Origin of the sequence: Variovorax saccharolyticus (genome assembly GCF_030316765.1) — a bacterium.
Lineage (GTDB): Bacteria > Pseudomonadota > Gammaproteobacteria > Burkholderiales > Burkholderiaceae_C > Variovorax > Variovorax saccharolyticus.
Genome location: NZ_JASZYT010000002.1, coordinates 604,373 through 623,087, shown reverse-complemented (window position 1 = coordinate 623,087; position 18,715 = coordinate 604,373). Strand labels below are relative to the sequence as shown.

The 18,715-nt window shown below is 68.5% G+C and carries 18 protein-coding genes; 8 read left to right on the top strand and 10 right to left on the bottom strand.

Annotation, left to right across the window (positions count from 1 at the left end):
- The first annotated feature begins 77 nt into the window (after window positions 1-77).
- Window positions 78-557, top strand: coding sequence for a histone H1-like DNA-binding protein (locus QTI45_RS09120; protein WP_286368894.1), 480 nt, complete (start codon window positions 78-80; stop codon window positions 555-557).
- A 174-nt stretch (window positions 558-731) separates the two neighbouring features.
- Here the strand turns inward: QTI45_RS09120 and QTI45_RS09115 are convergent, their stop codons facing one another.
- From QTI45_RS09115 to QTI45_RS09085, 7 genes are all read right to left on the bottom strand, one after another.
- Window positions 732-1,634, bottom strand: coding sequence for a carbohydrate kinase family protein (locus tag QTI45_RS09115; protein ID WP_286654115.1), 903 nt, complete (start codon window positions 1,632-1,634; stop codon window positions 732-734).
- A 48-nt stretch (window positions 1,635-1,682) separates the two neighbouring features.
- Window positions 1,683-2,993, bottom strand: coding sequence for a zinc-ribbon and DUF3426 domain-containing protein (locus QTI45_RS09110; protein WP_286654114.1), 1,311 nt, complete (start codon window positions 2,991-2,993; stop codon window positions 1,683-1,685).
- Window positions 2,994-3,036: 43 nt separating this feature from the next.
- Complete coding sequence (gene prmA / locus QTI45_RS09105; RefSeq protein ID WP_286654113.1) at window positions 3,037-3,921, bottom strand: 50S ribosomal protein L11 methyltransferase; 885 nt, start codon at window positions 3,919-3,921, stop codon at window positions 3,037-3,039.
- 163 nt (window positions 3,922-4,084) lie between these two features.
- Window positions 4,085-5,434 carry an acetyl-CoA carboxylase biotin carboxylase subunit gene (gene accC / locus QTI45_RS09100; RefSeq protein ID WP_286368890.1) on the bottom strand — a complete coding sequence of 450 codons (1,350 nt, stop codon included), beginning with the start codon at window positions 5,432-5,434 and terminating at the stop codon, window positions 4,085-4,087.
- A gap of 2 nt (window positions 5,435-5,436) precedes the next feature.
- A complete protein-coding gene (accB, locus tag QTI45_RS09095) occupies window positions 5,437-5,904 on the bottom strand; it encodes an acetyl-CoA carboxylase biotin carboxyl carrier protein (RefSeq protein ID WP_286368889.1) in 468 nt (155 codons plus the stop codon).
- 115 nt (window positions 5,905-6,019) lie between these two features.
- Entirely contained in the window at window positions 6,020-6,559 is a 540-nt protein-coding gene (locus QTI45_RS09090) for a TlpA family protein disulfide reductase (RefSeq protein ID WP_286654112.1), read from the bottom strand.
- Between the two features lie 2 nt (window positions 6,560-6,561).
- Window positions 6,562-7,158: a hypothetical protein gene (locus QTI45_RS09085; RefSeq protein WP_286654111.1), complete on the bottom strand. Its 597-nt coding sequence runs from the start codon at window positions 7,156-7,158 to the stop codon at window positions 6,562-6,564.
- A 69-nt stretch (window positions 7,159-7,227) separates the two neighbouring features.
- Here QTI45_RS09085 and mpl point away from each other — a divergent pair, with 69 nt between their 5' ends.
- Both mpl and QTI45_RS09075 read left to right on the top strand, forming a co-directional pair.
- Window positions 7,228-8,628 (top strand): UDP-N-acetylmuramate:L-alanyl-gamma-D-glutamyl-meso-diaminopimelate ligase, encoded by a 1,401-nt coding sequence (gene mpl, locus QTI45_RS09080; RefSeq protein ID WP_286654110.1) that lies wholly within the window; start codon window positions 7,228-7,230, stop codon window positions 8,626-8,628.
- Between the two features lie 11 nt (window positions 8,629-8,639).
- The gene (locus tag QTI45_RS09075) at window positions 8,640-9,140 is read left to right on the top strand and encodes a cupin domain-containing protein (RefSeq protein ID WP_286654109.1); all 501 of its coding nucleotides are present in this window, start codon (window positions 8,640-8,642) and stop codon (window positions 9,138-9,140) included.
- A 24-nt stretch (window positions 9,141-9,164) separates the two neighbouring features.
- Here QTI45_RS09075 and QTI45_RS09070 read toward each other — a convergent pair whose 3' ends face one another.
- The 3 genes from QTI45_RS09070 to rodA form a co-directional block, all read right to left on the bottom strand.
- Window positions 9,165-10,283 (bottom strand): 3-deoxy-7-phosphoheptulonate synthase, encoded by a 1,119-nt coding sequence (locus QTI45_RS09070; protein WP_286654108.1) that lies wholly within the window; start codon window positions 10,281-10,283, stop codon window positions 9,165-9,167.
- A 295-nt stretch (window positions 10,284-10,578) separates the two neighbouring features.
- Window positions 10,579-12,039 carry a metalloprotease TldD gene (gene tldD / locus QTI45_RS09065; RefSeq protein WP_286654107.1) on the bottom strand — a complete coding sequence of 487 codons (1,461 nt, stop codon included), beginning with the start codon at window positions 12,037-12,039 and terminating at the stop codon, window positions 10,579-10,581.
- Between the two features lie 278 nt (window positions 12,040-12,317).
- Entirely contained in the window at window positions 12,318-13,472 is a 1,155-nt protein-coding gene (gene rodA, locus QTI45_RS09060) for a rod shape-determining protein RodA (RefSeq protein ID WP_286654106.1), read from the bottom strand.
- A gap of 79 nt (window positions 13,473-13,551) precedes the next feature.
- Between rodA and QTI45_RS09055 the strand changes: the two genes are divergently transcribed.
- Genes QTI45_RS09055 through mtgA form a run of 5 tightly spaced genes read left to right on the top strand, consistent with a single transcriptional unit; the run spans window position 13,552 to window position 18,695 of the window.
- Window positions 13,552-14,142, top strand: a complete 591-nt coding sequence (locus QTI45_RS09055; RefSeq protein ID WP_286654105.1) for a YqiA/YcfP family alpha/beta fold hydrolase — start codon at window positions 13,552-13,554, stop codon at window positions 14,140-14,142.
- 36 nt (window positions 14,143-14,178) lie between these two features.
- Window positions 14,179-16,239, top strand: coding sequence for a ribonuclease catalytic domain-containing protein (locus QTI45_RS09050; RefSeq protein ID WP_286654104.1), 2,061 nt, complete (start codon window positions 14,179-14,181; stop codon window positions 16,237-16,239).
- Window positions 16,236-17,093, top strand: coding sequence for an energy transducer TonB (locus QTI45_RS09045; RefSeq protein WP_286368879.1), 858 nt, complete (start codon window positions 16,236-16,238; stop codon window positions 17,091-17,093). The genes QTI45_RS09050 and QTI45_RS09045 overlap by 4 nt, the downstream gene beginning before the upstream one ends.
- A 10-nt stretch (window positions 17,094-17,103) precedes the next feature.
- A complete protein-coding gene (gene aroE / locus QTI45_RS09040) occupies window positions 17,104-17,949 on the top strand; it encodes a shikimate dehydrogenase (RefSeq protein ID WP_286654103.1) in 846 nt (281 codons plus the stop codon).
- Entirely contained in the window at window positions 17,946-18,695 is a 750-nt protein-coding gene (gene mtgA, locus QTI45_RS09035; protein WP_286654102.1) for a monofunctional biosynthetic peptidoglycan transglycosylase, read from the top strand. Before aroE ends, mtgA begins: the two co-directional genes overlap by 4 nt.
- The last annotated feature ends 20 nt before the right edge of the window (window positions 18,696-18,715 follow it).

Below are 18,715 nucleotides of genomic sequence, written 5' to 3'. Positions count from 1 at the left end.
AATCGCTTCACGCTGACCAACATGCGTGGAGTGCTTCAAAAGGTTGATTTTTTCAACTTGATCAAGGAGAAATAGAAATGGCAACTGCAAAGAAAGCGCCGGCTAAGAAAGCCGCTGCAAAGAAGGCTCCGGCAAAGAAGGCTCCCGCCAAGAAGGTCGTAGCCAAGAAGGCGCCGGCAAAGAAGGTCGCGGCCAAGAAGGCTCCGGCGAAGAAGGTAGCGGCCAAGAAGGTCGCCGCCAAGAAGGCGCCTGCCAAGAAGGCTCCTGCGAAGAAGGTCGTAGCCAAGAAGGCCCCGGCAAAGAAGGCTCCTGCCAAGAAGGCAGCAGCCAAGAAGGCCCCGGCGAAGAAGGCCGCAGCGAAAAAGGCGCCTGCCAAGAAGGCCCCGGCGAAAAAGGCTGCGGCGAAGAAGCCCGCTGCCAAGAAAGCCGCGAAGAAGCCCGCTGCCAAGAAGGCTGCGAAGGCTCCCGCCAAGGCTGCCGTAGCGCCTGCTCCTGCTGCGCAAACGACGCTGAACCCGCAGGCTGCCTGGCCGTTCCCGACGGCCAGCAAGCCCTGAGTCTTTCAGCGGCCTTGAAGGCACAAGCCCGGCACCGAAAGGTGCCGGGCTTTTTTCATGGAGCGTCGCATCAGACTTGCGCGCGCCCATGCCAGAGATACCGCGGAACTGGCTTTGCCAGGCCGCTGGTATCGCCCCCTTGAGGGGGAACGCCGAAGGCGCTTCGGGGGTGGGCTAAATACCCAGCGCCTTGCGATCGACCTGGTAGTTCTGCGGGCCGCGCTGGGCGACTTTGAGCGCACCCAAGTGGTTGCCGAGCGCAGCGCAGCGCGCCAGCGGCCAGCCCTGCTCGAGGCCGAACAGCAAGGCGCCGCGCCAGGCGTCGCCGCAGCCGGTCGGCTCGACCACCGCCACGGGCGTGACCGCCGGAACATGTTCGCGCTCGCCGTTCGTCCAGACCTCGCAGCCCTCCGCCGCCAGCGTCACGACCAGGCCGTCCACCCGCTTCGAGATCTCCGCCAGGCTCCAGCCGGTGCGCTGCGACAGCATCTTGGCCTCGTAGTCGTTGACCACCACCCAGCTCGCCAGCTCGACGAAATGCGAAAGGTCCTTGCCGTCGAACATCGGCAGGCCCTGCCCCGGATCGAAGACGAAGGGAATGCCGGCCGCCTTGAACTGCTCGGCATGCTGCAGCATCGCATCGCGGCCGTCGGGCGCCACGATGCCGAGCTTGATGTCGTCGCGCGCGGCGACCTTCGTGATGTGCGCCTGCTGCATCGCGCCCGGATGGAAGGCCGTGATCTGGTTGTTGTCACGGTCGTTCATGATCATGGCCTGGGCCGTGAAGGTGTCGCCGACCTGGCGCACGAATTCGGTGCTGATGCCCAGCGTGCGCAGGCGCTCGATGTAGTCGGCGCCGTCGCTGCCGACCGTCGCCATCGGCAGCGCCGTGCCGCCCAGGGCATTGAGGCTGTAGGCGATGTTGCCCGCACAGCCGCCGAAGTCGCGCCGCAGGCCCGGCACCAGGAAAGACACGTTGAGGATGTGCAGCTGATCCGGCAGGATCTGGTCCGCAAACCGCCCCTCGAAAGTCATGATGGTGTCGAACGCGAGAGAACCGCAAATTACTGCTGCCATGGGAGAGCTGTTGGTTGAACTGAAAAAGGAGCGGGAAGATCGGCGCGCTCAGGGATAGAGCGCCTCGATGCGGAAGCCGGCGACCGGCGGCATGGACGCCGCATCGGCGCCGCCGAGGTTGAGCGACAGCGACGCCGAGCGCTCGGCGCGCGCCGCCAGCACCGCCGGGGCGCCGAAGTCGGGGGGCATGAGCACGCGTCGCACCACGGCGCGCTCCTGGGTGTCGAGCAGCGACAGCTCGACCGCCGGCATCGCGAGCGGCACGGCGGCGACATTGCGCACCGTGAAGCTGAGCTGGAACCCATCGCCGTTCTTGTCGCGCGCGAACGATGCGCCATCGATCTTGATGTCGTTGATCTGCCGCAGGGCCGAGAGCTCGCAACCGGTCAGCCGGCACATGCTCGCCAGCAGCGGACGCAGTGCGGGCTGGCGCGCCGCGATCAGGTCGCGTTCATGGTGCAGCACCTGGGCGATCAGCAGGAGCGCCGCCAGGATCGCGGCGCCCGCCAGCGAGCGCCGGGCCGCGGGACGCTGCCACCAGGAGGCAGCTTCGTCGCCGCCCAGGAAGGCCGGCGCCCGGGGCACTTCGACCGGAAGCATCGGCCCCCCGGGCTGCTCGGCCTCGCTCGCGGCCAGCACCACCGGCGTGACCCCAGTCTCTGCGGCCCCCTGCTGCTCCCTGGCCTTGGCCTTCGCGACCTTGGCGGCCTTGACCCGCGCACGGCGCAGCGCCTTTTGCAGTTGCGCATGGCCGGAGTCGTCGAACTCCGGCGCTGCCGCCTCGCTGGCAGCCAGTGCGGGGCGGGGCGGCAGCGAGAGATCGATGTCGGGGAAGGAGAGCGGCGGCGGTGCCGGCGGTCGCACGGCGATTCGGCCGTGGTCACCGAGCAGCAGCGAATCCGGATCGGGCCAGGAGACCGCGCTGGCAGCCGGCAGAGCCGGCGCCTCGGTCAGCGGCATCGGGCCCGACTCCTCGTCGAGGAAATCGGTCTCGGCGAGGTCCTGTTTCGAATCGTCGGCCGCTTCGGCTTCGGCTTCGGCTTCGGCTTCGGCTTCGGCTTCGGCATCAGGCTCACGCCCAGGCTCGGGCTCGGGCTCGGGCTCGGGCTCAGGCTCAGGCTCAGGCTCAGCTTCGGCTTCGGGCTCGGCTTGGGAATGCTGCTCGTCCAGGGTCGGCGCGGGCCCGGACGGCGGCACCGGTGCCGCGGGCTGGGCATCCGCCGACTCATGCAGGTCGACGGTGGCATCGAACACCTGGCTGCAACGCCCGCAGCGCACCCAGCCATCGGAGATGCGAAGCTGGTCCCGCACCACCTTGAAAGTGGTGTCGCAGGCGGGGCAGCGGGTGGCCAGGCTCATGAGGCGCCGATTGTAGGGTTGCCGGGCCGACGCCCACTGCGCGCTACAGCGTGGCGGTCATCAGGATCCAGCCGTCCTCGCTGTCGCTGACTTCCAGCGCAGCGTACGGCGCATAGGCGGCCTTGAGCTCGTCGGCCTGGCGCTCGAGGATCCCGGCGAGCACCAGCGAGCCACCCGGCGCGACATGCGCGCACAGCAGGGGCGCCAGCACCTTGAGCGGCGTCGCGAGGATGTTCGCGAGCACGATGCCGTAGCGGCCTGCCGATGCGTCCGGCAGCCCTGCCTTCAGTTGAACGCCATTGGCCTCGGCGTTGAGCTCGGTCGACTCCACCGCAGCCGGATCGATGTCGACCGCATCGATGTCGGCAGCGCCGAACTTCGCCGCGCCGATCGCCAGGATGCCGGAGCCGCATCCGTAGTCGAGCACCCGCTTGCCGCCAGCAGCGCCGCGCGTCGCGATCCAGCGCAGGCACATGCGCGTGGTCGGATGCGTGCCGGTGCCGAAAGCCAGCCCGGGATCGAGCCGGATCACCTGGCGGGCCTGAGCCGGCGGCTCGTGCCAGGTCGGCACGATCCAGAATTCGGGTGTGATCTCCACCGGCGCGAACTGCGACTGCGTCAGCCGCACCCAGTCCTGCTCGGGCACGTCGGCCAGGCCCAGCAGGCGGCACTCGACGAAGAAGTCCTGCGCCTCGAGCAGCGCCGCCGCTTCGCGCGCCAGGGCCTCGGTCGCGAACAGCGCGATCACGCGGGAGCGCTGCCAGCCATCCTTGGGCGGCGGCATGCCGGGCTCGCCGAACAGGGCCTGCTCGGCGTCGGTCTGGGCGTCGGCGTCCTCGACGGAAACGCTCAGCGCATCGAGCGCGTCGAGCGCATCGCTGACGGTCTCGACGAGATCCTCGGGCGCCAGCAGGCGAAGTTCGAACATGGCAAATCCTCTCAGTCATCCACCGAGGCACGATCCCGGCTCTACCTGGCCAGCGAAGCGAAGCCCCTTCGTGAAACACCGCGGAACCGGCTTTGCCGGGCCGCTGGTGTTGCCCCCGGCGAGGGGGTGGGCGGCTACACGAAGTGAGCCAACCTGGGGGAGGTCAACGCTTATGCGCAGCGAGCCACTCTTCCAGATAGTGGATGTTGGTGCCGCCGCTCATGAACTTGGCGTCCACCATCAGCTCGCGGTGCAGCGCCATGTTGGTCTGGATGCCTTCGATCACGGTCTCGTTGAGCGCCGTGCGCATGCGCGCCATCGCCTGCTCGCGCGTGTCGCCGTAGACGATGATCTTGCCGATCATCGAGTCGTAGTTCGGAGGCACGAAGTAGTTGGTGTACACGTGGGAATCCACGCGAACGCCCGGCCCGCCCGGCGGGTGCCACATCGTGATGCGCCCCGGCGAGGGCGTGAACTTGTACGGATCCTCGGCGTTGATGCGGCACTCGATCGCGTGGCCGCGCACTTCGATCTGGCGCTGGGTGAAGGGCAGCTTCTCTCCCGCCGCCACCATGATCTGCGTCTTCACGATGTCGATGCCGGTGGTGAACTCGGTCACCGGATGCTCCACCTGCACGCGGGTGTTCATCTCGATGAAGTAGAACTCGCCGTTCTCGTAGAGGAACTCGAAAGTGCCGGCGCCGCGGTAGCCGATCTTCTTGCAGGCCGCCGCGCAGCGCTCGCCGATCTTCTCGATCAGCTTGCGCGGGATGCCCGGTGCCGGCGATTCCTCGATCACCTTCTGGTGGCGCCTCTGCATGGAGCAGTCGCGCTCGCCCAGGTAGACAGCGTTCTTGTGCTTGTCGGCGAGGATCTGGATCTCGATGTGGCGCGGGTTCTGGAGAAACTTCTCCATGTAGACGGCCGGATTGTTGAAGGCCGCGCCGGCTTCCGCCTTGGTCATCTGGATCGCGTTGACCAGTGCCGCCTCGGTGTGGACCACGCGCATGCCGCGACCGCCGCCGCCGCCCGCGGCCTTGATGATCACCGGGTAGCCGATCGCCCGGGCGATGCGCTTGTTGGTGGTCGCGTCGTCGGACAGCTCGCCTTCGGAGCCCGGCACGCAGGGCACGCCGGCCTTGATCATCGCCTGCTTGGCCGACACCTTGTCGCCCATGATGCGGATCGACTCGGGCGTCGGGCCGATGAACTGGAAGCCGCTCTGCTCGACTCTTTCGGCGAAGTTGGCGTTCTCGCTCAGGAAGCCGTAACCCGGATGGATCGCCTCCGAGTCGGTCACTTCGGCCGCCGAGATGATGGCCGGCATGTTCAGGTAGCTCTGCGAGGACGGCGCGGGGCCGATGCACACCGCTTCCTCGGCCAGCTTGACGTACTTGGCGTCGCGGTCGGCTTCGGAATACACCATCACCGCCTTGATGCCCAGTTCGCTGCAGGCGCGCTGGATCCGCAAAGCAATCTCGCCGCGGTTGGCGACCAGGATCTTCTTGAACATGCTCACTCGATGATGAACAGCGGCTGGCCGTACTCGACCGCCTGGCCGTTCTCGCCGAGGATCTGGGTCACGGTGCCCGACTTGTCGGCCTCGATCTCGTTCAGGATCTTCATGGCCTCGATGATGCAGACCGTGTCGCCTTCCTTGACCTGGCTGCCGATTTCGACGAAGGCCGGAGCGCCCGGGCTCGACGAACGGTAGAAGGTACCGACCATCGGCGACTTGATCGCGTGGCCGACCGGAGCGGATTCGACCGGCGCCGCAGCGGGCGCCGCGGCTGCAGCCGCCGGAGCGGCCGCCGCCTGCGGGCCGCCGGCGGGCGGCGCGGCGAGGGTCTGGACGTACTGGACCGGTGCCGCGACACCGCCCTTGACGATACGGACCTTGCCTTCGGTTTCGGTGATTTCCAGTTCGGAAATGTTGGATTCGGACACCAGGTCGATCAGTGTCTTGAGCTTGCGTAGATCCATGGGACTCCAGCGCCGGCTTTGCCGGTCATTTGAATTTAACTCGCCTGAAGATCCGGTTATTTCGGCGTTTGAGCGCCAACTACCGGATTGATAGGGGCTGGATTCTAGCCGTGAACTATGCCCGTCGCCATGTTTGGAGGTCGGCGGCATCGAGCTTGCCCATTTTACGCGCCGCCACCGATCCGCCCGAATCGACCACCAGGGTGAAGGGCAATCCGCCCGCCGTGTTGCCCATCTGCTTGACCAGCTCGGTGCCCTGCAAGCCGGCCAGCCCGATCGGGTAGCTGACCGGCGTGCGGGCCAGGAATTTGCGGACGGCGCTCGGCTGATCGATCGCCAAGCCGACGACTTGCCAACCGTTGCCACTGTTTTCACGAAAGAAAGCGTCGATCATGGGCATTTCTTCGACGCAGGGCGGACACCAGGTCGCCCAGAAGTTGATCAGCAGAGGCTTCCCGCGCAGGCTCTCGAAGGTCACCTCGCCGCCCTCGGGGCGCTCGAAACGCAGCGCCCAGAAGGCGGAATCCAGCTTTTCGGCGCTGCCGCCCCCGCCCGGGCGCTGCTGCTTCCACCATGCGCCGCCGATCCCGGCGGCGGCGGCGACCGCGGCCACGCTCCCGTACAGCCAGCCTCGGCGCGTCGGGCTTGAAGTCATTCTCAGGAGTCCTTTTCTTTTTCCATCAGCCGCCGGAGCGCCGCCAGGTTGCCCCGCGGCGCCCGCCCCTGCGAGTCGGGCTTGAGCGCGCCGCGCAGGTCGTCCAGGTCGTAGACCAGCAAGTGCACGCCGATCTCTTCGCCCAGGGTGCGGCTGCTGGCGTGGACGCTGAGCGCCTCGACCTGTTCGCCGTGGAAGCCGGTGACCATGCGCGGCTCGTAGTCGACGTGATGATCGATCAGCGCGATCTCAGCCGATTTCGAGTCGTCGCAGAACAGCTGGATATAGATGTCCGACAGCCGCGTCGCGGTGCCGTGCCAGACGGCGCCGCCCACATGCGGGCGAAACTGCGCCATGCGCTCCATCCACTCGAGGGCCAGCAGGCGCAGGGCGTGCAGTTCCTGCGGCTGGGTGTCGGCGCAGAAGAGCTGGATGTAGTCGCGGACCTCGGTTTCGACTTCGTCGTTGTTCGGCAGCGCGGTGCGCGTGGGCAAGCCGAGGTCGCGCAGTGCGCGGCGCTTGGCGGGCCCGTATTCCAGCCCCTCCTCGACCACGAGGCGGGCCGCGGCGGCGGCGATTTCCTGCTTCGACGTGTCCATCCGGGCATTTTGCCCGCACTGCGCGGCTTGCACAGGCGGAAGGCCCTTGCGCGTCCCTAGAATCGACCGATGCACATTCACATTCTCGGCATCTGCGGCACCTTCATGGGGGGTGTGGCGGCACTTGCGCGCGAAGCCGGGCACCGGGTGACCGGCTGCGATGCCGGCGTCTATCCGCCCATGAGCGACCAGCTGCGCTCGCTCGGCATCGATCTGATCGAGGGCTTCGGCGCCGACCAGCTGGCCCTGAAGCCTGACGTCTTCGTGGTCGGCAACGTGGTGTCCCGGGCCCGGCTGGCGGACGGCAGCCCCAAGTTCCCGCTGATGGAAGCCATCCTCGACGCCGGCGTGCCCTACACCAGCGGCCCGCAGTGGCTGGCCGAGCAGGTGCTCCAGGGCCGCCACGTCATGGCGGTCGCCGGCACCCACGGCAAGACCACCACCACCTCGATGCTGGCCTGGATCCTCGAGCGCGCCGGCCGGGCGCCGGGCTTCCTGGTCGGCGGCGTGCCGCTCGATTTCGGCGTCTCGGCCCGGCTGGGTGCGGATACGGCCGCTCCGTTCGTCATCGAGGCGGACGAATACGACACCGCTTTCTTCGACAAGCGCAGCAAGTTCGTCCACTACCGCCCGCGCACCGCGATCCTGAACAACCTCGAGTTCGACCACGCCGACATCTTCGACGACCTGGCGGCGATCGAGCGGCAGTTCCATCACTTGGTGCGCACGGTTCCCGGCCAGGGGCGGGTGGTCGTCAACGCCACCGAGGAGAGCCTGCAGCGCGTGCTGGCCCAGGGCTGCTGGAGCGAGCTCGCGCGCTTCGGGGCCGGCGGCGAATGGCAGGCCGCGGGGCCGCACGATGCCTTCGACGTGCTGCGCCGCGGCGAGCGCGTCGGCCGGGTCGAGTGGGGGCTTTCGGGCCTGCACAACCAGATGAACGGGCTGGCGGCGATCGTCGCCGCCGAGCACGTCGGCGTCGCGCCGGCAGAGGCCGCCGCCGCGCTGGCCAGCTTTCGCAACGTGCGCCGGCGGATGGAACTGCGCGGCAGCGTGCAGCGCACTCCGGGGACGATCACGGTCTACGACGATTTCGCCCATCATCCGACGGCGATCCGCACCACGCTCGACGGCCTGCGCCAGAAGCTGGACGCCGCCGGCCACCGGCAGGACCGCATCCTCGCGGTCTTCGAACCCCGCAGCAACACCATGAAGCTGGGCACCATGGCGGCCCAGCTGCCCTGGAGCCTCGAAGCGGCCGACCTGTCGTTCTGCCACAGCGGCGGACTCGACTGGGACGCCGCTGCCGCGCTGGCGCCGATGGGCGACCGGGCCCGCGTGGCCGGGGCGATCGACGTCCTCGTGGCGCAGGTGGCGGCATCGGCGCGCGCCGGGGACCACATCGTCTGCATGAGCAACGGCGGCTTCGGCGGCATCCACGAGAAGCTGCTTTCGGCACTGCGCGAAGCCTAGGGAGGAATTCCATGCGCGCACGACAACTCATTGAGACCCTGCAGCTCCAGCCTCACCCCGAGGGCGGCTGGTTCCGCGAGATCTTCCGCTCGCCGGCGCAGGTCACACCCGCCGACGGGCGCGCCGCGCGCAATGCGCTCACGACCATCTACTTCCTGCTCGAGGCCGACCAGCATTCGCGCTGGCACCGGGTGCAGTCCGACGAGGTCTGGATCCATCTGGAAGGCGCCCCGCTGGCGCTCTGGACCAGCGATGCGGCGCTGCGCACGCCACCAGCCCACCTGCGCCTCGGCCCGGTCGATGTCCATGGCACCCGACCGCAGCACACGGTGCCGGCCGGCCAGTGGCAGGCGGCGCGGCCGATCATCACCCCGGCGGGCCCCGACTACACGCTGGTGAGCTGCACCGTCGGACCGGGCTTCGACTTCGACGACTTCGCCTTCATGCAGCCCGAAGGCGACGAGGCGGCGCTGATGCGCCACCACTGGCCCGAGCTCGCGAAGCTGATCTGATCCAGGCCGGCGCCGGGCCGGCCTTCACTTGCGGCGCTTCTTGACCGCCTGCGAGAGGATCTCCAGCACCTGGGTCGAATCCTCCCAGCCCAGGCAGGCATCGGTGATGCTCTGGCCATACTCGAGCGCCGTGATCGGATCCTTGCCGGCCGTGAACTTCTGCGCCCCGGCCTTCAGGTGGCTCTCGACCATCAGGCCGAACACGCTGTGGCTGCCGCCCGCGATCTGGTCGGCGATGTCGCGCGCCACGTCGATCTGCTTCTGGTGCTGCTTGCTGCTGTTGGCGTGGCTGCAGTCGACCATCAGCTTGGGCGGCAGCTTGGCGGCCTCGAGGTCCTTGCAGGCCGCGGCGACGCTGGTGGCGTCGTAGTTGGGCGCCTTGCCGCCGCGCAGGATCACGTGGCAGTCGCGGTTGCCGTTGGTCTGGACGATCGCGACCTGGCCGTTCTTGTGCACCGACAGGAAGTGATGGCCGCGGGCCGCCGCCTGGATCGCGTCGGTGGCGATGCGGATGTTGCCGTCGGTGCCGTTCTTGAAGCCGATCGGCGCCGACAGGCCCGAGGCCAGCTCGCGGTGCACCTGGCTCTCGGTGGTGCGGGCACCGATCGCGCCCCAGGAGATCAGGTCGCCGATGTACTGCGGCGAGATCACGTCGAGGAACTCGCTGCCGGCCGGCAGGCCCAGGCGGTTGATGTCGATCAGCAGCTGGCGCGCGATGCGCAGGCCCTCGTCGATGCGGAAGCTCTCGTCGAGGTAGGGGTCGTTGATGAGCCCCTTCCAGCCGACCGTGGTGCGCGGCTTCTCGAAGTAGACGCGCATCACGATCTCCAGCGTGCCCGCGTACTTGTCGCGCTCGGCCTTCAGGCGGCGCGCGTAGTCGAGCGCAGCGGCCGGGTCGTGGATCGAGCAGGGACCCATGATCACCAGCAGCCGGTCGTCCTTGCCGGCCATGATCTTGTGGATCGCATGGCGGGTGCCGGTGATCAGCGATTCCACCGGCGTCCCGGCGATCGGGAAGAAGCGGATCAGATGTTCGGGGGGAGGCAACACAGTGATGTCCTTGATGCGTTCGTCGTCGGTCCGGCTGGTTTTCTCGACGTTCGCGTACCAGGTGTCGCTGGGCGGGGCGGCTTTCGTGCTCATGTATGCTTCCTTGGAGGGTCAGGTTTCGTGAGGCAATAAAAAAACCGCCGGGGCTTTGGGCACCGGCGGTTTTGGGAGGGTTCTGTTGTCTGCTTGCTTTACGCGCGCGCCTCTCGTCCGCCGGGAACCGGGAACCAAAAGAAGGCAAAGTAATAAGCGCGGGAGAAAGACATGGGCGACAACTCTAGCACAGGTGCGGCGATCACGGCTGCATTTTTGAATCGGGGAGGGGATTTAGTCAGTTGAGGACAGAGCAAAAATTGCTGCGCAATTTCTTGATCTGTCCCGCAAGGTCTCAGGCTGTACCGCCCACAGTCAGCCCGTCGATGCGAAGCGTGGGCTGCCCGACGCCCACCGGCACGCTCTGCCCTTCCTTGCCGCAGGTGCCGACCCCCGAATCGAGCGCCATGTCGTTGCCGATCATGGTCACGCGCGTGAGTGCGTCGGGGCCGTTGCCGACGATGGTCGCGCCCTTGACCGGGTACTGGATCTTGCCGTTCTCGACCCAGTAGGCCTCGCTGGCCGAGAACACGAACTTGCCGCTCGTGATGTCGACCTGGCCGCCGCCGAAATTGGTGGCGTAGAGGCCCTTCTTGATGCTGGCGACGATTTCCCCGGGCTCGCGGCCGCCGCCGAGCATGTAGGTGTTGGTCATGCGCGGCATCGGCGCGTGCGCATAGCTCTCGCGGCGGCCGTTGCCGGTGGGCTTGGCCTTCATGAGCCGGGCGTTGAGCGAATCCTGGATGTAGGCCTTGAGGATGCCGTCCTCGATCAGCACGTTGCGCTGGGTCGCGTTGCCTTCGTCGTCGACATTGAGCGAGCCGCGGCGGTCGGCGATGGTGCCGTCGTCGAGCACGGTCACGCCCTTGGCCGCCACGCGCTCGCCGATGCGGCCCGAGAAGGCGCTCGATCCCTTGCGGTTGAAGTCGCCTTCGAGCCCGTGGCCGATGGCCTCGTGCAGCAGGATGCCGGGCCAGCCCGGGCCGAGCACGACGGTCATCTCTCCGGCCGGTGCCGGGCGCGAATCGAGATTGGTGAGGGCCGACTTGACCGCCTGGTCGACGTATTCGGCGATGTGCTCGTCGTCGAAGTAGGCGAGGCCGAAACGCCCGCCGCCGCCGCCCGAGCCGACTTCGCGGCGGCCGTTCTGCTCGGCGATCACGGTGACCGACAGGCGCACCAGCGGCCGCACGTCGGCCGCCAGGGTGCCGTCGGCGCGCGCCACCAGCACCACGTCGTATTCGCTTGCCAGGCCGGCCATGACCTGGGCCACGCGCGGGTCGCGCGAGCGCGCCAGCTGCTCGACTTTCTCGAGCAGCTTGACCTTGGCCGTGCTGTCCAGGGTCGAGATCGGGTCGATGCCGTTGTAGAGCGAGCGGCTGCCGGCGATCTTGCGCGCCGGGGCCTTGACCCGGGCGGTCTTGCCGGCCGACGAGATGCTGCGCACGGTGCGCGCGGCATCGAGCAGCGAGGCCTCGGAGATGTCGTCCGAGTAGGCGAAGGCGGTTTTCTCGCCGCTCACCGCCCGCACCCCGACGCCCTGGTCGATGCTGAAGCTGCCGGTCTTGACGATGCCCTCTTCGAGGCTCCAGCCTTCGCTGCGGGTGTACTGGAAGTAGAGATCGGCGTCGTCCACCTGGTGCGCCTTGATCTCGGCGAGCGCACGCGACAGGTGCGATTCGTCGAGGCCGAAGGGGGTGAGCAGGAGGTTCTGCGCCGTGGCGAGGCGCTCGATGGTGGGTTCGCGAGAAATCATCGGAACATTCTAGGCTCGCCCTCAGGTTGCCCGGCACTTCGTTTCCGGGCGCCCACCCCCTACCGGGGGCAACACCAGCGGCCCGGCAAAGCCGGTTCCGCGGTGTTTCACCAACGGACCTGGCTGCGCCGGCCAATAGCAATCCGGCGCCGTGTTGTTCTACGGCGGCGCGCAGCGCCCGCCCGTTGGTGGGCAGTCGCGGAACCGGCTTCGCCGGGCCGCTGACTGCGCCCCCTGAAAGGGGGTGGGCGGCTACACGCAGTGAGCCAACCTGGGGGTTAGCTTTGCATCAATCGCTTGGCGCGCGAAATGGACATCAGGATACCCAGCCCCAGCCCCAGGGTGACCATCGCGGTGCCGCCGTAGCTGATGAAGGGCAGCGGCACGCCCACCACCGGCAGGATGCCGCTCACCATGCCCATGTTCACGAAGGCGTAGGTGAAGAAGATCATGGTGACCGCGCCCGCCAGCAGCCGCGAGAACAGCGTCGGCGCATCGAGCGCGATCGCCAGGCCGCGGAAGATCAGGAAGATGAAGCCCGCGATCAGCGCCAGGTTGCCGGCCAGGCCGAATTCTTCCGAGTAGGCGGCGAAGATGAAGTCGGTGGTGCGCTCGGGGATGAACTCCAGGTGCGTCTGGGTGCCCTGCATGAAGCCCTTGCCGCCGATCCCGCCGGAGCCGATCGCGATCATGCCCTGGATGATGTGGAAGCCCTTGCCGAGCGGGTCCTTGGTCGGGTCGAGCAGCGTGCAGACGCGCTGCTTCTGGTACTCGTGCAGCACCTTCCAGTCGAATCCGTTGGCGCACAGCGTGGATTCGAAGCCGACGATCAGCGCGACCGCAACGATGCCGATCACCACCGGCGGCACGATCAGCTTCCAGGACAGGCCGGCGAAGAAGATCACCGACAGCCCGGTGGCCAGCACCAGCAGCGAGGTGCCGAGGTCGGGCTGCTTCATGATCAGGCCGACCGGCACCGCCAGCAGCACCGTCGCGACGATGAAATCGAGCGGCCTCAATTGCCCTTCGCGGCGCTGGAACCACCAGGACAGCATCAGCGGCATCGCGATCTTGAGGATCTCGCTGGGCTGGATCACGACGCCGACGTTGATCCAGCGCTGGGCGCCCTTCTTGGTGATGCCGAACAGCGCGACCGCCACCAGCAGGCCCACGCCGACGGTGTAGATCGGCACCGCCAGCGTCATCAGGCGCTGCGGCGGCACCTGCGCCACGACGAACATGATGAAGCCGGCCAGCAGCATGTTGCGGCCGTGGTCGACGAAACGCGTGCCATGGTCGAAGCCGGACGAATACATGGTGAGCATGCCGGCACAGGCCAGCAGCAGCACGGCGAAGGCGAGAAAGCCGTCGAAGCCCTGGAACACGGGCAACAGGCGCCGTGCGAGCGAAGGTTGATGGAAGACGGCCGACATGGGCCGCAATTATCCGCGCCCGAAGCCCTCCGGATGGGCTCCAGGGCCAATTTCGGGCCGGCTTCCCGATAATCGCGGCATGCCGCCCACCACCCACCTGCTCTACCTCCACGGCTTCCGCTCCTCGCCCCGGTCGACCAAGGCCAGCCAGATGGCGCGGCGCGTGGCCAGCCAGCACCCGAACCTGCGCTGGTGGTGCCCGCAGCTGCCGCCCTCCCCGCGGGAGGCGGTCGCGCTCGTGATGCGGGGCATCGCCGACTGGCCGCGCAGCTCGATGGCGGTGGTCGGCTCCTCGCTCGGCGGCTTCTATGCCACCTACGTGACAGCCACCACCTATTGCCGGGCGGTGCTGCTGAACCCGGCGGTGGACCCGGCACGCGACCTGATGCGCCACATCGGCGACCAGACCCTCTGGCACGACCCGACCGAGCATTTCCATTTCCGGCCCGAGTACATCGCCGAGCTGCGGGCGCTCGAGGCCGGGCCGCTGGACCGGCCCGAGCAGGTCTTCGCGATCATCGCCAAGGGCGACGAGGCGCTCGACTGGCGCGACATGTCGGACCGCTACCCGGGCAGCCGGCTGAAGATCCTCGAGGGCGGCGACCATGCCCTGTCGGATTTCGAGAGCCAGCACCTCGACGAGGTCCTGCGCTTCATCGATCCGGTCTGAGCGACCGCCCGGGCCGCGCATGGGACAATCCGCGCCATGTTTGTATTGTTCGAAGAAGCCGGCAAATACCTGGGCGGCCGCGTCCTGTCCGAGGCCGAGTCCTCGGCGCAGGTGGAGCTCGAGACCGGCAAGCGGGTCAAGGTCAAGGGCGCCAACATCGTGCTGCGCTTCGAGAAACCGTCGCCGGCCGAGCTGATCGCCGAAGGGCGCGCGCTGGCGGCCACGGTCGATCTCGACCTGGCCTGGGAATTCGCGCCCGAGGGCGAATTCGCCTTCGACGAGCTGGCCGCCGAGTATTTCCAGGCCCGTCCGACGCTGGCGCAGCAGGCGGCGGCGCTGCTGGCGCTGTTCGAGGCGCCGCACTACTTCCGCCGCGCCGGCAAGGGCCGCTTCAAGAAGGCGCCGGCCGAGATCATCCAGCAGGCACTGGCCGCGATCGAGAAGAAGAAGCTGGTGCAGGCCCAGATCACCGAATGGGCCGGCCAGCTGGCCGCGGGCGAATGCCCGGCGCCGGTGCGCGAGCAGCTGTTCAAGATCCTGTTCAAGCCCGACAAGAACGCGCCCGAGTACAAGGCGGTCGTCGACGCCGCCCGCGCCACCCAGCGCCCGCCGCTCGAGCTGCTGAAGCGGGCCGGCGCCATCGACTCGGCCTACCAGTTCCACTGGCGCCGCTTCCTGTTCGAGAACTTCCCGAAAGGCACCGGCTTCCCGGCGCTGCAGGCCCCGGCGATCGCCGACGAGCTGCCGCTGGCCGCGGTGCAGGCCTTCTCGATCGACGATTCGCAGACCACCGAGATCGACGACGCGCTGTCGGTCCAGGGGCTCGGCAGCGGCACCGTGGTGGTGGGCATCCACATCGCGGCGCCCGGGCTGGCCCTGGTGCCGGGCAGCGCGATCGACCAGGTGGCGCGCACGCGCATGTCGACGGTCTACATGCCGGGCCACAAGATCACGATGCTGCCCGACCACGTGGTCGAGGCCTACACGCTGCAAGAAGGGCGCGACTGCCCCGCGGTCTCGCTCTACGCCACCTTCGACGAAGAAACGCTGGCGCTGAAAGGCACCGAGACCCGGCTCGAGCGGGTGCCGATCGTCGCCAACCTGCGCCATGACCAGCTCGACGCGGTGATCGGCCAGGAATGGCTCGAAGACGCTTCCTTCGGCGCGGCGGACACGCCCGCGATGCTGGCACCGCTGCGCGCGCCGCTGTCCTTCCTGTTCCGCCTCGCGAAGCAGCTCAAGGCGCAGCGCGAGGTGGTGCGCGGCAAGCCCGAGAACTTCAGCCGGCCCGACTACACCTTCCGCCTCGTCGGCCACGACGGCGAGCCGACCGGCAACGAGGAAGTGCAGATCGGCACCCGCCGGCGCGGCGCGCCGCTCGACCTGATCGTCTCCGAAGCCATGATCCTGGCCAACAGCAGCTGGGGCGGCTGGCTCGGCGAGCTCGGCGTGCCGGGCCTCTATCGCAGCCAGGCCAGCCTGGCGCCCGGCATCAAGGTACGGATGGGCACGCGGGCCTTGCCGCACGCCGGCCTGGGCGTCAAGAGCTATGCCTGGAGCACCTCGCCGCTGCGCCGCTACACCGACCTCGTGAACCAGTGGCAGATCATCGCGGCCGCGCGCCACGGCAAGACCGCCGCGCTGGCGGCGCCGTTCAAGCCCAAGGACGCCGACCTGTTCTCGATCCTCTCGGGCTTCGATGCCGCCTACAGCACCTACAACGGGCACCAGGGCGGCATGGAACGCTTCTGGACCCTCAAGTACCTGCAGCAGCAGGGCATCACCGAGCTCGAGGCGACCCTGATCAAGGACCTGCCGAATGGCGCGCTGGTGCGTGCCGACACCCTGCCGCTGGTGTTCGAGGTGGCCGGCACCCAAGGCCTGCAGCGCGGTGCGCGGGTGCGCGTGCGGCTCGGCGAGATCGACGAGATCGCGCTCGATGTCCACGGCACCGTCATCGAGCGGCTCGACACGGCCTCGGCCGACGCGCAGGCCGAGGACGAGAGCGGCGAGGACGAGGAAGAAGTCGCCGGCCCGATCGCCATCGCCGTCGACCTGGCCGACAGCGAGGCCGCTGCGGAGAACACACCGGCATGAACCTGCGCGACCTCAGCACGCTGCAGATCGCGCTCGGCGTGTCGATCGTCGCGCATGCCGCATTGCTGGCGGTCCGCTTCGTCGACCCGGAGTCCTTCAACCGGGTCTTCAAGGAGACCCCGCTCGAGGTGATCCTGGTCAACGCCAAGACCAACGAGCGGCCGGACAAGGCCCGCGCGATCGCCCAGACCTCGCTGGCCGGCGGCGGCGACCTCGACAAGGGGCGCGCCACCAGCCCGCTGCCGCCCTCCACCTTCACGGCCATCGGCGACTCGATGGAGGACGCCCAGCGCCAGGTCGAGGCGATGCAGCAGCAGCAGATGCTGCTGCTGGCGCAGATCAAGCAGCAGCTCGCCAACATGCCGGTGCCCGACCCGCGGGCGCAGGGCAACCCGAGCGAAGCCGCGGCGCGCGAAGAGAAACGGCGCCAGCTGGTCGAACTGCTGGCCGAGATCGAGCGCCGCGTGAACGAGGAAAACGCGCGCCCCAAGAAGCGCTACATCAGCCCGGCCACGCGCGAGGCGGCCTACGCGGCCTACGTCGACGCGCTGCGCCGCAAGATCGAGGTCCGCGGCACCGAGAACTTCCCCGAGGCCGCCGGCAAGAAGCTGTACGGCGAGCTGACCATGATGGTGACCGTCAACCACGACGGCTCGATCCTGTCGACCGACATCGTCGAGAGTTCCGGCGACCGCACGCTCGACCGGCGTGCGCAGGCCATCGTGCGCAGCATTGGCGGCTTCGGCAAGTTCACCGACGCGATGCGCCGCCAGACCGACCAGATCGTGCTGCCCTCGCGCTTCAAGTTCACCCGCGACGAGACGCTGGAGACCCAGCTTTCGTCCAGACAATGAGCATTCGACGATGACCGACCTGTACTGCGTGATGGGCCACCCGGTCGAACACAGCCGTTCGCCGTGGATCCACGCGCGATTCGCCGAACTGACCGGCCAGCAGCTCGAGTACGGCCGCCGGCTGGCACCGCTCGACGACTTCGCCGGCACGGTCGCCGCCTTCCAGGCCGAGGCCGCGGGCACGGCGCGCGGCTGCAACGTCACGGTGCCGTTCAAGTTCGAGGCGGCTGCGCTGTCCCGCCACCTGACGCCGCGCGCCGCACTGGCCCAGGCGGTCAACGTGCTGAGCTTCCGCGAGGACGGCGTGCACGGCGACAACAGCGACGGCATCGGGCTGGTCAACGACATCACGCAGCACGCCGGCGTGGCGCTGAAAGACCGCGAGCTGCTGCTGCTGGGCGCCGGCGGCGGCGCGGCCGGCGTGCTCGGCCCGCTGCTCGAAGCCGGTCCGCGCCGCGTGGTGGTGGCCAACCGCACGCTGGGCAAGGCGATCGCGCTGGTGCAGCGGCACGCGGCGCTGGCGCTGCAGCACCACGTGTCCCTCGAAGCACAGCCGCTCGATGCCGTGCCCGGCAACTTCGACGTGCTGGTCAATGCCACGGCCTCCAGCCTCGCGGGCGGCGCGGTGCCGGTGCCGGCCAGCGTCCTGAAGCCCGAGGCGCTGGCGGTCGACATGATGTACGGGCCTGCCGCCGCCGGCTTCATGGCGTGGGCGCGCGAGCATGGCGCGGTGCCGCGCGACGGCCTCGGCATGCTGGTCGAGCAGGCCGCCGAGGCCTTCGAGATCTGGCGCGGCGTGCGCCCGCCGACCGCGCCGGTGCTGGCCGAGCTGCGCGCCCTCGTCGAGGCGCGGTGAGGGCCGTCCTGCGCCTGTTCGGCTGCGTGCTGATCGCGGCCTTCGCGCTGCAGCTCTTCTTCATCCTGCGGATCGCCGCCATGGCGGTGATCGACCCGCAGTCGACCGCATTCCAGCGCTCCGAGGCCTGGCAGCTCGCGACCCAGGGCCGCAGCAACGGCGAGCGCGACTGGCGCCAGCAGTGGGTGCCCTACAGCCAGATCGCCGACACGCTCAAGCGCGCCGTGATCGCCAGCGAGGACAGCGAGTTCAGCTACCACCAGGGGGTGGAGTGGGAAGCCATCGAGCGGGCCCGCCAGCGCAACGCCAAGGCCGAGGAGCTGGCCGCGAAGCGGGCCGCGCAGCGGCGTGCGCGCGGCAAGGAACCGCGCCCGGCCCAGCTGCGCGGCGGCTCGACCATCACCCAGCAGCTGGCCAAGAACCTGCTGCTGTCGGGCGAGCGCACGATGCTCCGCAAGGGCCAGGAACTGGTGCTCGCCACCGCGCTCGAGCTGTTCCTGAGCAAGGAGCGGATTCTCGAGATCTACCTCAACAACGTCGAATGGGGCGAAGGCATCTTCGGCGCCGAAGCCGCCGCCCAGCACTACTTCAGGAAGCCGGCCTCGCGGCTCGGCGCGAACGAGGCGGCGCGGCTCGCCGTGATGCTGCCGAGCCCGAAGTTCTTCGAGCGCCGGCAAGGCTCGGCCTATCTGGCCAGCCGGTCGGGCACGATCGCGGCGCGCATGCCGGCGGCCGAACTGCCCTGAGCGCCCCGTATCATCGCCGC

Excerpts from the sequence above, each read along its gene's own strand:
- QTI45_RS09120 (WP_286368894.1), top strand. The coding sequence starts at position 78 with ATGGCAACTGCAAAGAAAGCGCCGGCTAAGAAAGCCGCTGCAAAGAAG.
- QTI45_RS09115 (WP_286654115.1), bottom strand. The coding sequence starts at position 1,634 with ATGGCAGCAGTAATTTGCGGTTCTCTCGCGTTCGACACCATCATGACT.
- QTI45_RS09110 (WP_286654114.1), bottom strand. The coding sequence starts at position 2,993 with ATGAGCCTGGCCACCCGCTGCCCCGCCTGCGACACCACTTTCAAGGTG.
- prmA (WP_286654113.1), bottom strand. The coding sequence starts at position 3,921 with ATGTTCGAACTTCGCCTGCTGGCGCCCGAGGATCTCGTCGAGACCGTC.
- accC (WP_286368890.1), bottom strand. The coding sequence starts at position 5,434 with ATGTTCAAGAAGATCCTGGTCGCCAACCGCGGCGAGATTGCTTTGCGG.
- accB (WP_286368889.1), bottom strand. The coding sequence starts at position 5,904 with ATGGATCTACGCAAGCTCAAGACACTGATCGACCTGGTGTCCGAATCC.
- QTI45_RS09090 (WP_286654112.1), bottom strand. The coding sequence starts at position 6,559 with ATGACTTCAAGCCCGACGCGCCGAGGCTGGCTGTACGGGAGCGTGGCC.
- QTI45_RS09085 (WP_286654111.1), bottom strand. The coding sequence starts at position 7,158 with ATGGACACGTCGAAGCAGGAAATCGCCGCCGCCGCGGCCCGCCTCGTG.
- mpl (WP_286654110.1), top strand. The coding sequence starts at position 7,228 with ATGCACATTCACATTCTCGGCATCTGCGGCACCTTCATGGGGGGTGTG.
- QTI45_RS09075 (WP_286654109.1), top strand. The coding sequence starts at position 8,640 with ATGCGCGCACGACAACTCATTGAGACCCTGCAGCTCCAGCCTCACCCC.
- QTI45_RS09070 (WP_286654108.1), bottom strand. The coding sequence starts at position 10,283 with ATGAGCACGAAAGCCGCCCCGCCCAGCGACACCTGGTACGCGAACGTC.
- tldD (WP_286654107.1), bottom strand. The coding sequence starts at position 12,039 with ATGATTTCTCGCGAACCCACCATCGAGCGCCTCGCCACGGCGCAGAAC.
- rodA (WP_286654106.1), bottom strand. The coding sequence starts at position 13,472 with ATGTCGGCCGTCTTCCATCAACCTTCGCTCGCACGGCGCCTGTTGCCC.
- QTI45_RS09055 (WP_286654105.1), top strand. The coding sequence starts at position 13,552 with ATGCCGCCCACCACCCACCTGCTCTACCTCCACGGCTTCCGCTCCTCG.
- QTI45_RS09050 (WP_286654104.1), top strand. The coding sequence starts at position 14,179 with ATGTTTGTATTGTTCGAAGAAGCCGGCAAATACCTGGGCGGCCGCGTC.
- QTI45_RS09045 (WP_286368879.1), top strand. The coding sequence starts at position 16,236 with ATGAACCTGCGCGACCTCAGCACGCTGCAGATCGCGCTCGGCGTGTCG.
- aroE (WP_286654103.1), top strand. The coding sequence starts at position 17,104 with ATGACCGACCTGTACTGCGTGATGGGCCACCCGGTCGAACACAGCCGT.